11 protein-coding genes are annotated in these 13,813 nt (G+C 68.2%); 8 read left to right on the top strand and 3 right to left on the bottom strand.

Annotated elements, in window-relative coordinates:
• Positions 1–66 precede the first annotated feature (66 nt).
• From meaB to H5393_RS00200, 8 genes are all read left to right on the top strand, one after another.
• Positions 67–1,089 carry a methylmalonyl Co-A mutase-associated GTPase MeaB gene (gene meaB / locus H5393_RS00235; protein WP_182765062.1) on the top strand — a complete coding sequence of 341 codons (1,023 nt, stop codon included), beginning with the start codon at positions 67–69 and terminating at the stop codon, positions 1,087–1,089.
• A gap of 139 nt (positions 1,090–1,228) precedes the next feature.
• Positions 1,229–1,924: a DUF3662 and FHA domain-containing protein gene (locus H5393_RS00230; protein ID WP_182764184.1), complete on the top strand. Its 696-nt coding sequence runs from the start codon at positions 1,229–1,231 to the stop codon at positions 1,922–1,924.
• Entirely contained in the window at positions 1,925–2,386 is a 462-nt protein-coding gene (locus H5393_RS00225; protein ID WP_076061282.1) for an FHA domain-containing protein, read from the top strand.
• Positions 2,386–3,909 (top strand): protein phosphatase 2C domain-containing protein, encoded by a 1,524-nt coding sequence (locus H5393_RS00220; RefSeq protein ID WP_182765061.1) that lies wholly within the window; start codon positions 2,386–2,388, stop codon positions 3,907–3,909. The genes H5393_RS00225 and H5393_RS00220 overlap by 1 nt, the downstream gene beginning before the upstream one ends.
• Positions 3,909–5,324 carry an FtsW/RodA/SpoVE family cell cycle protein gene (locus H5393_RS00215; RefSeq protein ID WP_255436229.1) on the top strand — a complete coding sequence of 472 codons (1,416 nt, stop codon included), beginning with the start codon at positions 3,909–3,911 and terminating at the stop codon, positions 5,322–5,324. The genes H5393_RS00220 and H5393_RS00215 overlap by 1 nt, the downstream gene beginning before the upstream one ends.
• Positions 5,321–6,748, top strand: coding sequence for a penicillin-binding protein 2 (locus H5393_RS00210; RefSeq protein WP_182765060.1), 1,428 nt, complete (start codon positions 5,321–5,323; stop codon positions 6,746–6,748). Before H5393_RS00215 ends, H5393_RS00210 begins: the two co-directional genes overlap by 4 nt.
• Positions 6,749–6,815: 67 nt before the next feature.
• Complete coding sequence (gene pknB, locus H5393_RS00205) at positions 6,816–8,726, top strand: Stk1 family PASTA domain-containing Ser/Thr kinase (RefSeq protein WP_182765059.1); 1,911 nt, start codon at positions 6,816–6,818, stop codon at positions 8,724–8,726.
• Positions 8,727–8,878: 152 nt separating this feature from the next.
• A complete protein-coding gene (locus H5393_RS00200) occupies positions 8,879–9,520 on the top strand; it encodes an aminodeoxychorismate/anthranilate synthase component II (RefSeq protein WP_182765058.1) in 642 nt (213 codons plus the stop codon).
• A 99-nt stretch (positions 9,521–9,619) separates the two neighbouring features.
• On the opposite strand, the gene H5393_RS00195 is transcribed toward H5393_RS00200, so the two are convergent.
• The 3 genes from H5393_RS00195 to mmsA form a co-directional block, all read right to left on the bottom strand.
• Complete coding sequence (locus H5393_RS00195) at positions 9,620–10,765, bottom strand: sugar-binding protein (protein ID WP_182765057.1); 1,146 nt, start codon at positions 10,763–10,765, stop codon at positions 9,620–9,622.
• Positions 10,766–10,864: 99 nt separating this feature from the next.
• Positions 10,865–12,187 (bottom strand): sugar ABC transporter permease, encoded by a 1,323-nt coding sequence (locus H5393_RS00190; RefSeq protein ID WP_182765056.1) that lies wholly within the window; start codon positions 12,185–12,187, stop codon positions 10,865–10,867.
• Between the two features lie 31 nt (positions 12,188–12,218).
• Entirely contained in the window at positions 12,219–13,781 is a 1,563-nt protein-coding gene (mmsA, locus tag H5393_RS00185; RefSeq protein WP_182765055.1) for a multiple monosaccharide ABC transporter ATP-binding protein, read from the bottom strand.
• Between the last annotated feature and the right edge of the window lie 32 nt (positions 13,782–13,813).

Raw genomic sequence — 13,813 nt, 5'->3', positions numbered from 1 at the left:
CCACCTGTGCCCCGATCCCCGGAGGCACCCGGAAGCGGGAAAACCCCACGCGATAGGGTCGGCACCATGCGCAAGGTGAGTGTCGAAGATCTGGCTCAGGGCATCGTCGAAGGGTCCCGCGGGCACATCGCGCGGGCGATCACGCTCGTCGAGTCACTCAAGCCCGCGCACCGGGAGCAGGCCCATGAACTGCTGCAGAAGATCGCACCGCTGACCGGCCGCGCGTTCCGTGTCGGCATCTCTGGCGTACCCGGCGCCGGGAAGTCGACGTTCATCAACGCCATGGGTGTCAAACTCATCGAGGAGCGTGAGCACAAGGTGGCGGTGCTGGCGGTGGACCCGTCGTCGTCGCGCACCGGTGGCTCCATCCTGGGTGACCGCACCCGGATGGCGGAACTGGCCCAGCACGACAACACCTTCATCCGGCCCTCGCCCTCGGCCGGGCACCTGGGCGGCGTCGCCCGGGCCACCCGCGAATCGATGCTGGTGCTCGAGGCCGCCGGCTACGACGTGGTGCTGGTCGAGACGGTGGGCGTGGGGCAGAGCGAGGTCGCCGTGCACGGTATGGTCGACACCTTCCTCATGCTGCAGGTGGCGCGCACCGGTGACCAGTTGCAGGGCATCAAGCGCGGCATCCTGGAGCTTGCCGACGTGATCGCCATCACGAAGGCCGACGGCGACAACGAGCAGGCGGCGAGGGTCGCCGCGCGGGAACTCAGCATCGCCATGAAGCTCATCACCAGCGACAACGAGAAGCGCCGGGCTCCCGTGCTGACCTGTTCCTCGTACACCGGGGAAGGCCTGGACAGGGTCTGGGACGCGGTGGTCGCGCACCGCAACGAACTGGAGGAGGAGGGCTCGCTGCAGGCGCGGCGCCTCGACCAGCAGCGCGACTGGCTGTGGAACATGGTGCGCGACGAGCTCATGGAGTCGCTGCGCACCTCGCCCGAGGTGCGGGCGGTGGCCGACCGCGTGGAGTCGCGGATCGCCCATGAGTCGCTGTCCGCCTTGGAGGGGTCGGCGGCCATCCTGCGGGCCTTCGGCCAGCACATCGACACGTTCCCCTGGGCCCGTCCCGCCGGCGCCTGACCCGAACCACCGACGGCCGCAACAGCGCGGCGGGAATGAAGCCGGCGTCAGCAAACACCCTGCGAGATCGAAGTGGCCTCATCCCTGAGGGTAGACTGCGCGGGTACCGTTGCGTCCGGACGACTCGGGAAGGAGGCGCATGGGAGTCTTCGACAAGGCTGAGAAGCGGATCGAATCCGCCGTCGGCAAGGTCTTCGCACGGGCCTTCAAGGGCTATGTGCACCCCGTCGAGATCGTCGCGGGGATCCAGCGCGAGCTGGACGCCGAAGCCAAGCTCCTCTCCCGCGACAAGCGCCTGGTGCCCAACGCCTTCACCATCGGCCTGTCCCAAGGCGACTACGACAGGCTCGCGCCCTATTCCAAGACCCTCAACGCCGAGATCCTGCCCTCCATCCGTGACCACGCGGCAGACAGGCAGTACGTCTTCAACGGCCCCATCTCCATCGACTACGAACTGGACACGTCCCTCCCGACGGGCCAGTTCACCGTGGCCTCCGAAGCCATCGCACCGGAGACCCGCAAAGAATCGCCGCGCCCCGGCCGCCTCGTGCTGGAGGTCAACGGCGTGCGCCATCCCCTGATCGCCCCCGGCATCCTCATCGGCCGCGGGAACGAGGCGGACCTGCGCCTCAACGACCCAGGAGTCTCCCGCCGCCACGCGCTCATCAGCGTCGCCGGGGACCCGCAGCACCCCGTCATCACCATCGAAGACCTGGGTTCCACCAACGGCGTGCACGTCAACGGCAGCCGCATCAGTAAGACGAGGATCGGAGAAGGCACCCGCATCGAGATCGGGAACACCAGAATGTTGGTCCACACGCCTTCGGAGACCTGAGTGTCGGATCTCGTGATCGCGGCGATCAAGATCGCCTTCCTCGGCTTGCTCTGGCTGTTCATCCTCTTCGTGGCCAACGTGGTGCGCACGGACATGTTCGGCCGCCGCGTGCCCGTGTCCTCGCTGAGCGCCATCCCCGCAGACCGGGGCCGCGGCAAGAACCGCTCCAAGCTGCCCACCCGCTTCGCGGTCACGGCCGGCCCGCAGCAGGGCACCTCCGTGCCGGTGGAACCCACGATCAACCTCGGGCGGGCCGCGGATTCCACGCTGCTGCTCGACGACGACTACGCCTCCGCCCGGCACGCGCAACTGGTGCAGAAGGACGCCACCACGTGGGTGATCTCCGATCTGCAGTCCACGAACGGCACCTACGTGAACGGCAAGCTCGTCACTGAGCCCACCAGGGTCACCGTCGGCGACGTGGTGCGCATCGGCAAGACCCTCATGCGACTGGAGATCTAGTGACCTTCAGCCTCCGCTTCACCGCCCACTCCGAGGTGGGCCGCATCCGGAAGAACAACCAGGACGCCGGCTACGCCTCCCCCACCATGCTGCTGGTGGCAGACGGCATGGGCGGCGCGGCAGCAGGGGACCTGGCCTCAGCGGTGGCATCCACAGAGGCGGCCCGCTCGGATGTGCACGACGAGGTGCGCGCGGCGGACGGCGAGGAGCTGCTCGCCCGGATCGCCGGCATGATCGCCCGGTCCAACACGAAACTCACAGACCTCATCGAGTCCAACCTCGAACTCGACGGCATGGGCACCACCTTCTGCGGGGCCTTGTTCAACGGCACAGAGTTCGGGCTGGCCCACATCGGCGACTCCCGCGGCTACCTCCTCCGCGACGGCGCCCTCACCCAGCTGACGCACGACCACTCCTGGGTGCAGTCGCTGATCGACGAGGGCAAGATCACGCCCGAACAGGCGGCCACCCACCCCCACCGCTCCCTCATCCTCAAGGTGCTCAACGGGCAGGTGCACTTCGAGCCGGACCTCATGGTGCACGAGGCGCACCTGGGTGACCGCCTCATGTTCTGTTCCGACGGGCTCAGCGGCCTCGTCGACGACGACGTCATCGAAGAGGTGCTGCGGGGCCAGGACCTGGACGACGCAGTGGTCACGCTGGCCCGTTTCGCCAACGACAACGGCGGCCACGACAACATCACCATCGTCCTGGGCGAGGTCGTCGAGGGTGATCCGGAACTCGACGCCACCCCGGCCCTGCTGGTGGGCTCCGCCGTCGAGGTGGAGATCCCCCGCACCGGCGGTCCCGCGGCGCTGCCCACTGGTCACGGCTACCCCACCACACCGTCGGACGTCCACGTGGAGCACGACGCCGAAGAAGCCGCCCGCTACGCCCCCACGGAGGACAAACCCCGTTGGCCGGGCATCATCGCGACCTTCCTCGCGATCGCGCTGGTGGTGGCCGGCGGCTGGTGGGCCACCTCCTCGTACGTCTCCAGCCGCTATTTCGTCTCCGCCGACGACGGGCAGGTCGCCGTCTTCAACGGCGTGCCCGGCAACGTGTTGGGCGTCGAACTGCACAACCTGGTGGAGCGCACCGACATCCCGGTGGACAACCTGCCGCGCTTCTTCCGCGGCGAGGTCGAGGCGTCCATCACCGTGGGCTCGATCGAGGCGGCAGAGCGCACCGTCGGCACCCTGCGCGAGCTCGCCGACAACTGCGTGGCCATCCGCGAGGAGCGCCGCCAGGAGCGTGAGAACCCGCCCGCGACGCCCTCGCCAGAGCCCCAGGAGTCAGAATCGCCGGGGCCGGCCGATGAGTCACCCGAGCCCGTCGAAGAGGGGCCGGGCCTACCCGGGGACCCGTTGCAGACCACGTCGCCCGGGTCGCCGATCACGGCGCACGTCCCCCCGCTGCTGGCGCCCCACACCCCTGAGCCCCTGGAGACGCCCACCCTCGGCGAGGAGCTGGCCACGCTGGAGCCGGCCCCGGGCGAAGAGGCCGACCTGGAGGACTGCTGATGTCCGCGCAGGCGCAGGTGATGCCGAAGGTCGCCGATGAGGTCATCGTCTACAAGAAGCGGCGCAACGTCGAGTTGCTGCTGCTGGTGCTGGCGCAGAGCTTCGGGTTCGCCGGCTGGGTCATCACCAACCTCAACCTCTACGGCGAGCTGCCCACCACCATGCCGGCGACGGCCGCCCTCTGGTACGGCATGGGGCTGGTGACGCACCTGGTGGTGCGCTTCAAACTGCCTCACGCAGACCCGGTGATCCTGCCCACGGTGTTCCTCCTCAACGGCCTCGGCCTGGCGATGATCTACCGCATCGACCAGATCCCCGAGCCGGTCCGCACAGATTCCTCGATGCAACTCGTCTGGACGACACTCGGACTGGTGCTCTTCGCGCTGGTCGTCTTCCTGCTGCGCGACCACCGCCGCCTCCAGCGCTACCCGTACCTGCTGTTCATCGGCGGCCTGATCCTGCTGCTGCTGCCGCTGGCGCCGTTCATCGGCCACGCGTCGGGCGGCGCGCGGATCTGGATCCGCGTGTTCGGCTACTCGTTCCAGCCGGCCGAGATCGCCAAGATCATGCTGGCCATCGCGTTCGCCGCCTACTTCTACGAGAAGCGCGACCTCCTGGCCCTGGCCGGCAAGCGCTTCCTCGGCATCGACTTCCCGCGGGCCAGGGACCTCGGCCCCATCGCCGTGATGTGGCTCGCGTCGCTGGCGGTCATGGTGTTCCAGAACGACCTGGGCACCTCGCTGCTGTTCTTCGGCCTGTTCACCGTGATGATCTACATCGCGACGGAGCGGCCGGCGTGGCCGATCATCGCCGGGCTCGCGTTCGTCGCCGCCGGCGTCGCGGCCTACAACTTCACCAGCCACGTGCCGCGCCGCGTCAACGCGTGGCTCGACCCGTTTTCCGACTACGACCGGAACCTGCAGATCATCTCCGCCCAGTTCGGGCTGGGCTGGGGCGGGCTGTTCGGCCGCGGCTGGGGGCTCGGCCGCCCCGGGCTCACCCCGTTGGCGAAGTCGGACATGATCGCCGCCGCTATCGGCGAGGAACTGGGCGTGCTCGGCCTGATGGCCGTCATCCTGGCCTACGCGCTCCTGATCGCCCGCGGCTTCAAGACCGCCGTGACCTCGCCGGACGGGTTCGGGAAGATGCTCGCCGCTGGCCTCAGCTTCGTGTTCGCGCTGCAGGTCTTCGTCATCATCGGCGGCGTCACGCGCCTGCTGCCGCTGACCGGTCTCACCACGCCGTTCATGTCGCAGGGCGGCTCGTCGCTGATCGCCAACTGGATCATCATCGGCATCCTGATGGTCATCTCGCACCGGAGCCGGCAGCCCCAGGCAGCGACGGCGGCGCCGCAGGATGTCGCCCAGCTCGAGGCCTCGTCGCTCGATGACGCGACGGCGGTGATCAACCGGTGAACGGACCGATTCGCAGGGTCGCCTCCTTCGTGGCCCTCCTGCTGGCCGCGCTGCTGGTCAACCTCACCTGGATCTCCGTGGTGCGGACGGACTCGCTCAACGAGGACGGCCGCAACCGCCGCGTCCGCGACGCGGAGTTCTCCCGCAACCGCGGGACCATCCTGGTGGGCAACACGCCCATCGCGCAGTCGGTGGAGCGCTCCGGACGGTTCCCCTACGTACGCACCTACCCCACCCCGGAACTGTGGAGCTCGGTGACCGGGTGGTACTCCTACGACTACGCCCGTTCCGGGCTCGAGCAGAGCTACAACCAGCAACTCGCCGGCACGTCGTCGTCACAGGCGGCGAGCCGGGTGGTCGACATCCTCAGCGGCAGGCAGGGGCGCGGCGCGAACCTGTCCACCACGCTGAACCCGGCCGCCCAGGCCGCGGCGGTCGCCGCGCTCGGCAACCAGCGCGGCGCCGTCGTCGCCATGGACTACACCACCGGCGCCATCCTGGCCCTGGTCTCCACGCCCACCTACGACCCCAACCGCCTCGCGACGGTGGACCTGGCCGCGGAGCGCGACGCCTGGTCCGAACTTCTCAACGCCCCGGAGGAACCGCTGAAGAACCGGGCCACGCGCGAGGTGTACCCCCCGGGGTCGACCTTCAAGCTGATCACAGCGGCGGCCGCACTCGAGGACGGCATGGTGCCGTCCACGGAGGTCGATGCCCCCGCGTCGCTGCGGCTTCCCGAGTCATCGCGGTCGATGGGCAACTCCACCAACTGCGGCGGCACCAGGGTCACCCTCGAACAGGCCATGAAGACGTCGTGCAACACCGCCTTCGGCAACATCGGGCTGGAGCTGGGCGCCGAGAAGATGATCGAGATGGCGGAGAAGTTCGGGTTCAACCAGGACCAGACCATCGACATCTCCGCCGCCACCTCCCGCTTCCCCACGGAGATCGACGAGGCCCAGACCGCGCTGACCGCCATCGGCCAGTTCGACGTGGCCGCTTCTCCACTACAGATCGTGCAGGTGGCGGCCGCCATCGCCAACGGCGGCGAGATGATGCGCCCCCACCTGGTCTCCACCGTCACCAACCGCGACCTCACCGTGCTCACCGCCACCCAGCCCTCGTCGTTGGGCCGCCCCATCTCGGAGTCCACGGCGCAGCACCTGCGCGACATGATGGTGACCACCGTCGAGGACGGCACCGGACGGCCCGCGCAGATCGACGGTGTCGTCGTGGGCGGCAAGACGGGCACCGCCCAGACGTCCCCGGACCGCCCACCGTACGCCTGGTTCGTGGGGTACGCCGAAGACCCGAAGGTCGCCGTCGTCTCGTTCATCGAGAACGCCGACGTGGAGCGCGACGACATCTCCGGCGGCCGCCTGGCCGCCCCCATCTTCAAGGCTGTTGTGGAGGCCCTGCGGTGAACTTCTCAGACTTCTCTCATGTGCATGCTTCAAGATGGTGCGTGACGAACCGAAAGGACCGGGTGCGATGACAGAGCGAGGAGCCCTGCTCGGCAACCGCTACGAACTCGACCAAGTCATTGGTCGAGGTGGCATGGCCGAGGTGTGGCGCGCGCGGGACGTGCGGCTGGAACGTGACGTCGCGATCAAGCGGCTACGCGTCGACCTGGCCAGCGACCCGACGTTCCAGGCCCGGTTCCGTCGGGAAGCCCAGTCGGCCGCGGGGCTGAACCACCCCAACATCGTCGCCGTCTACGACACCGGCGAGCAACTCGACACCGTCTCGAACGTGTCGGTGCCCTACATCGTGATGGAACTCGTGGAGGGCGTCACGCTGCGCGACGTGCTGCGCGGAGGGCGCAAGCTCGTACCCGAGCGCGCGCTGGAGTTCACCGCCGGCGTGCTGGATGCGCTGGCATATTCGCACCGCGCCGGCATCATCCACCGCGACATCAAGCCGGCCAACGTCATGATGACGTCCAACGGCACCGTCAAGGTGATGGACTTCGGCATCGCGCGCGCCGTGGCGGACACGTCCGCCACCATGACGCAGACCGCCGCCGTGATCGGCACCGCCCAGTACCTGTCGCCGGAGCAGGCGCGCGGCGAGAAGGTCGACAACCGCTCCGACATCTACTCCGTCGGTTGTCTCCTCTACGAACTGCTGACCTCGCAGCCGTTGTTCAAGGGCGACTCGCCCGTGAGCGTCGCCTACCAGCACGTACGCGAACAGCCCGTCCCGCCGTCGCAGATCGACCCTGAAGTCACTCCGGAGATGGACGCCATCGTCCTGAAGTCGCTGTCGAAGGACCCCAGGGACCGGTACCAGGACGCGTCGGAGATGCGCGAGGACATCCTGCGCTCCCTCAGCGGCCAGCCGGTGTTGGCCGCCGCTCCGGCGGACGTGCCCACGCAGGTGATCCCCTCTGACCCCATGACGACGACCGCCCGCCGCGGCGTGATGCCCGCAGACCCCACCGTCGCCTCCACCAACTCTCCCGTCGTGCCGCCGCCGATGGTGCCGATCGAGCACCTCTCCGACGAGGAGGAGGAGCCGCGCTCCCGCACCGGCATGATCGTGCTGGCCGTCGTGGGCGGGCTCGTGGTCATCGGACTGATCATCGGCCTCCTGATGCTGCTCAACCCACCCGGCCCCACGGAGACCACCCCGTCGCCCACGCCGCCGATGTCGCTCTCGCCGTCGCCGTCGCCCAGCACCGAATCGCCCACGCCCAGCCCGTCGCCCTCGCCGTCGGAAAGCCCGACGGTGGAACTGATCCTCATGCCGGACGTGATCGGCATGAACCGCGCCCAGGCGGAGAACGTGGTGCGCAACGCCGAACTCCAGCCAGTCGTCGAGGAGCGCCCAGGCACCGCCGACGACCGTGGGCAGGTCATCGAGACCAACCCTGTCGCCGATGTGGAACTGGAACCTGGCTCCGAGGTGACGCTGTACGTGTCCACCGGCGTGGAGACCCGCACCATCCCGGAGACGGTCACGGGCATCAACTATGACGCCGCCGTGGACCTGCTGACCGCCAGCGGCTTCACCAACATCCAGGAGGCCGTGCAGGCCGAGCCGAAGGATGAAGGCCCGCAGGCGAACCTGGGCGATGTCATCAAGACGGAACCGGCCCCAGGCGCAACCGTTGCCATCGACACACCCATCACGCTGTATGTGGCGACGGGCAACTCGATCGTGCCGCGCCTGACCGGCCTGAACCAGGCCGACGCCACCGCCGCCGCCGCGGAACGTGGCTTCACCATCACAGTGGTGGAGGAGGAGTCGACTGCGCAGGTGCCCGGAGTCGTCTTCGAGCAGGAGGCGATGTGGGACGAGCCGTGGCCGCGGAACCAGCCCTTCCAAGTGAAGGTCGCCAAGGCCCCCGCCTCGGAGCCCCCGGCAGCCTCCAGCCCGGCGGCATCACCGACGCCGTAGCCGGCCTCACCCGATAGACGTCCGCCAGATGCAGGTAACCCCTCGAAAAGAGGGGGGTCACCCCCACTGGTGGACGTTTACCGTTCTCCCGCCGTAGGAACGTGGCGGTGGAGCGGCGGGCCACACCGCGCCCGCGGTGGCACAATGGCTCAGTGGCCCGCATCCTCGTCATCGACAATTACGATTCGTTCGTCTACAACATCGTGTCCTACCTCGCCCAGATCGGCGCGGAGGTGGAGGTGTGGCGCAACGACGACCCCCGCTTCGCGGACGAGCGCTGGCACGACGGCTTCGACGGCCTGCTGATCTCCCCAGGCCCCGGCACGCCGGAGGCCGCCGGGGTCTGCATCGACGTGGTGCGCACCCTCAGCGGCGTGAAGCCCATCTTCGGCGTCTGCCTGGGCCTGCAGGCGATCGGCGTCGCGTTCGGCGGCGTCGTGGACCGGGCGCCCGAGCAACTCCACGGCAAGACCTCGCCTGTGTTCCATGAGGGCGCGGGCGTGTTCAAGGGACTGCCCTCGCCCGTCACCACCACCCGCTACCACTCGCTGGCCATCATGGAGGACTCGGTTCCCGAGGTCCTCGAGGTCACCGCCCGCACGGAGAGCGGCGTCATCATGGCGGTGCGGCACCGCGAGCTCGCCGTCGAGGCCGTGCAGTTCCACCCGGAGTCGGTCCTCACCGAGGGCGGCTACCAGATGCTCGCCAACTGGCTCACGGAGTGCGGCGACACCGACGCCCCCGCCCGCGCCGCGGGGCTCTCGCCCCTGGTCACGGCGGACCTGAGCCACTGACTCCGAGTACGCGGAAGCCGCCCGGATCCTGACGGATCCGGGCGGCTTCTACCATTCAGTCGAGCGGCCACGAGGCGCGCCCGGTTCTCACGAGTCTGGTCAGGCCAGGTTGTCCTCGAAGAGCTTCATGCGGTCAGCGTCGTTGGCGAAGACCTCGGCGGCGTTGGCCTTGGTGACGACGACGGGGTCGAGCTGGTAGATGTCGACGTCCTTGGTGCCGTTGTTCTCCTGGGTATCGGCGGCAGGGAGGCCTGCTCCCGACTGGAGCGCCGTGATCAGCTCGACCGTCTTGGCGACCAACGCGTCGGTCGGCTTGGCAACGGTGGAGTACTGCTCGCCCTTGGCGATGGAGACGATCGACTCGTTCTCGGCATCCAGGCCGTCGACCACCGGGATCTTCGACTGACCGGCCTGCTTCACCGAGGTCAGGATGGCGCGGGCGATGCCGTCATTCGGCGAGAGGACGCCGTGGATCTCCTTGTCGGAGTAGAAGCCTGAGAGCAGGGAATCCATGCGCGACTGCGCCTTGGCGTTGTCCCAGTCCTGCGTGGCGACCTGGGTGAAGTCGGTCTGGCCGGACACGACGACGAGCGTCCCGTCGTCGATCTTGGGCTGCAGCACGCTCATGGCGCCCTTGAAGAAGTTCGGGGCGTTCGGATCGGCCGGGCCGCCGCCGAAGAGTTCGATGTTGTAAGGGCCGGGGCCCGTGGCCTCCAAGCCTTCGAGGAGCGACTCGCCCTGCAGTTCACCCGTGCGGACCGAGCCGAACTGCACGACCGCGTCGACGGCGTCGGTGTTCTCGATGAGCCGGTCGTAGCCGATGACGGCGACTCCAGCGTCGTGTGCCGTGGTCAGCACGGAGCCCAGCTGGGTGCCGTCGACCGGGCCGACGACGATGACCTTGGCACCCTGCTCGATGAGGGCCTCGATCTGCTGCTGCTGTTGCGGCACCTTCTGGTCGGCGCTCTGGATGAGGGGCGTGAACCCGGCCTCCGTGAGCTGCGCCTCGAACATGGTCTCGGCTTCCTTCCAGTTCTGGGTGCCCAGCCACGGGAGGGCCACGCCGATGGTGGCGTCGGCCGGGAAGCCGCCCTCGCTGCCGGCGGTGCTGGCCTCACCGGCGGCCGGGGTGGTGCCGTCGCCGGCCGCCGTGGCGTCGCCGCCCCGTCCGCCGCCGCAGGCCGTCAGGCTGAGGGAGGAGATCAGAAGTGCTGCCACGACTGCGGCTGTGCGCTTCAACTTCATGGTGGTGTTCCTTTCGGAGATTTTGGGCAGCATCGCCCAGGGGTGGGGTGGCGGAATGCCGGTAAAGGGGGTGACAAGGGGTGCCGGTGTCGGCCGGGATCAGGACGGAATGGTGGCCTTGGTGTCGGTCGCCGGGCCTTCGACGGGGACCTCGGGGGTACCTGCCAGCTGCTGGGCCTCGGGCGTCCCGGCGGGGACCTCCGCGACGTCGGGCTTCTTTCCGACGTTGCGCATCAGCGTGCCGATGATCGACGGCTTGCCCTGGTTCTTGTTGTGCACGTCGAAGGCGACGGCGGCCAGCAGGACGAGGCCCTTGATGACCTGCGTCTGGTCCGCGCCCACGCCCATGAGCATGAGCCCGGAGTTCAGGACGGCCATGACCAGGCCACCGACCATCGAGCCGACGACGGTGCCGATACCACCGGAGACAGCGGCGCCGCCGATGAAGACCGCGGCGATGGCGTCGAGTTCCCACATGGTTCCGTCGGAGGGGCCCGCAGCGGTGGAGCGACCGATGAAGAGGATGCCCGCGACGGCCGCGAGGAAGCTCATGTTGGTCATGACGAGGAAGTAGGTGCGCTGGGTGTTGACGCCCGAGAGCGCGGCCGCGGCCTTGTTGCCGCCGACGGCGTAGATGTGGCGGCCGAAGCGGGTGCGCTGCGTGATGGTGTGGTAGATGATCACGAGCACGACGAGGATCAGGCCGGGGATGGGGAACGACGTGCCGGGGCGGCCGCTGCCGAACAGCCACGTGACGTAGCCGATGACGGCTGCGATCAGCACCACGCGGGTGCCGGTGACCCACAGCGGGATCTCGGAGCCGCGGGCCTTGGCCTGGCGACGTCGGGTGATCTCGCTGTACGCGAACCAGGCGAGCGCGAGGAGCCCGAGCAGCAGCGTCGAGTTGTTCAGACCGGTCCAGGCGGGCCCCCACTCGGGCAGGTAGCCGGCGCCGAGGTAGGAGAACTGCGTGGGCACGGGCACGGAGATGGAGTGCGACATCCAGATCACCAGACCGCGGAAGATCATCATGCCCGCCAAGGTGGTGATGAACCCGGGGATGCCCATCTTGGCCAGCCAGAAGCCGTGCCACATGCCCACGAGCACCCCGAGGACGAGGCCGAGCAGGAGGCCCGCCCACCAGGGGAAGCCGTACTGGGCGATGGAGATGGCCACGCTCATCCCGACGAAGCCGGCCACCGAGCCGACCGACAGGTCGATCTGCCCGATGACGATGACCATGACCATGCCGATGGCCAGGATCAGCACGTAGGCGTTGCCCGAGATGAGGTTCTGGAAGTTGGACGACGTCAGCATCCGGCCGCCGGAGATGACGTTGAAGACGACGACGAGCGCGATCAGCGCCAACGCCATCGTGTACTGCTGGAGCTTGCCTCCAAAGACCTGCTTGAGAGCTTTCATGATGGTTCGATCTTCCATGGTGACTGCGCCGTCAGGCGGAGAGAGCCGGGGCCGCCGGCGCGGTGGACGTGGTGGTCATCCGGCGCATCAGGGTTTCCTGATCCGCCTCGGACGCCGGGAGGTCGCCGGTGATCCGGCCTTCGCAGATCGTGTAGATCCGGTCGCAGATGCCGAGCAGCTCGGGCAGCTCAGAGGAGATGACGATCACGCCCTTGCCTTCATCGGCGAGTTGGTGGATGAGTTTGTAGATCTCGTACTTGGCGCCGACGTCGATGCCCCGCGTCGGTTCGTCGAGGATGAGCAGCTCGGGTGAGGAGTACATCCACTTGCTGAGCACCACCTTCTGCTGGTTGCCGCCCGAGAGCGTGGCCACGCCGACGTCGACCGAAGAGCTCTTGATCCGCAGCTCGCGCCGGTACCGTTCAGCCACCTCGGCCTCGAGGCGCGGCTGCAGCAGGAACCGTCGCACGATGCCGTTGAGGTTGGCCGAGACGACGGTGGCCTTGATGTCGTCGATGAGGTTGAGACCCAGGTTCTTGCGGTCCTCCGTGACGTAGGCGATGCCGGCGGCGATGGCCTTCTGGACGGTGTTGGCGTACACCGGCTTGCCCCCGATGAGCAGCTCGCCGGAGCGGTAGGTGCCGTAGGAGTGGCCGAAGATGCTGCGAGCCAGCTCGGTACGCCCGGCGCCCATGAGGCCGGCGAAGCCCACCACCTCGCCACGGGCCACCGTGAAGTTGGCGTCCTTGACGACGAAGCGGCCGGGGACGTTGGGGTGTTCGACGTTCCAACCGCGGACCTCCGCGAGGGTCTCATCGATCTTCGGGGTCCGGTGCGGGTAGCGGTTCTCGAGCGAGCGACCCACCATGGCGCGGATGATGCGGTCCTCGTCGACCTGGCCGGCCACCACGTCGTAGGTCTCGACGGTGCGGCCGTCCCGGATGACGGTGACGGCGTCGGCGACCGCGGCGATCTCGTTGAGCTTGTGGGAGATCATCAGGCAGGTGATGCCGCGGGCTTTGAGCCCGCGCATGAGGTCCAGGAGGTGCGCGGAGTCGTCCTCGTTGAGGGCCGAGGTGGGCTCGTCGAGGATGAGGACCCGGACGTTCTTGGACAGGGCCTTGGCGATCTCGACGAGCTGCTGCTGGCCGACGCCGAGGGTCTTGACCTGGGTGTCGGGGCTGATGTCGAGGCCGACGCGCGCCAGGAGGTCCACCGCCTGCGTGCGGGCCGCCTCCCAGTCGATCAGTCCTCCTCGCATCACCTCTGAGCCGAGGAAGATGTTCTCGGTGATGGACAGCTCCGGGATGAGTGCCAGCTCCTGGTGGATGATCACGACGCCGTGTTCCTCGGAGGACTTGATGCCGGTGAAGTGCATCTCCTCACCCTCGAGCAGGATCTCGCCCTCGTACGTGCCGTGCGGGTAGACCCCGGACAGCACCTTCATGAGGGTGGACTTCCCCGCGCCGTTCTCCCCGCAGATGGCGTGGATGTCGGCGCGGCGCACGGACATGGTGACGTCGTCGAGCGCCTTCACGCCAGGGAACACCTTCGTGATGTGGCGCATGTCGAGCAGCAGTTGCCCAGCAGTCATCTACGTCTCCTTCGACTGTCGCTGTCCTCTAT

It is taken from the genome of Tessaracoccus sp. MC1756 (assembly GCF_014164735.1).
In the GTDB taxonomy this organism is placed as follows: Bacteria; Actinomycetota; Actinomycetes; order Propionibacteriales; family Propionibacteriaceae; genus Arachnia.
The sequence above is the reverse complement of the archived record's forward strand: the minus strand, read 5'-3'. Positions and strand labels throughout refer to the sequence as shown.

What these genes read in the sequence shown, in the direction of transcription:
- meaB (WP_182765062.1), top strand. Translation starts at nt 67, where the DNA reads ATGCGCAAGGTGAGTGTCGAAGATCTGGCTCAGGGCATCGTCGAAGGG.
- H5393_RS00230 (WP_182764184.1), top strand. Translation starts at nt 1,229, where the DNA reads ATGGGAGTCTTCGACAAGGCTGAGAAGCGGATCGAATCCGCCGTCGGC.
- H5393_RS00215 (WP_255436229.1), top strand. Translation starts at nt 3,909, where the DNA reads ATGTCCGCGCAGGCGCAGGTGATGCCGAAGGTCGCCGATGAGGTCATC.
- pknB (WP_182765059.1), top strand. Translation starts at nt 6,816, where the DNA reads ATGACAGAGCGAGGAGCCCTGCTCGGCAACCGCTACGAACTCGACCAA.
- H5393_RS00195 (WP_182765057.1), bottom strand. Translation starts at nt 10,765, where the DNA reads ATGAAGTTGAAGCGCACAGCCGCAGTCGTGGCAGCACTTCTGATCTCC.
- H5393_RS00190 (WP_182765056.1), bottom strand. Translation starts at nt 12,187, where the DNA reads ATGAAAGCTCTCAAGCAGGTCTTTGGAGGCAAGCTCCAGCAGTACACG.
- mmsA (WP_182765055.1), bottom strand. Translation starts at nt 13,781, where the DNA reads ATGACTGCTGGGCAACTGCTGCTCGACATGCGCCACATCACGAAGGTG.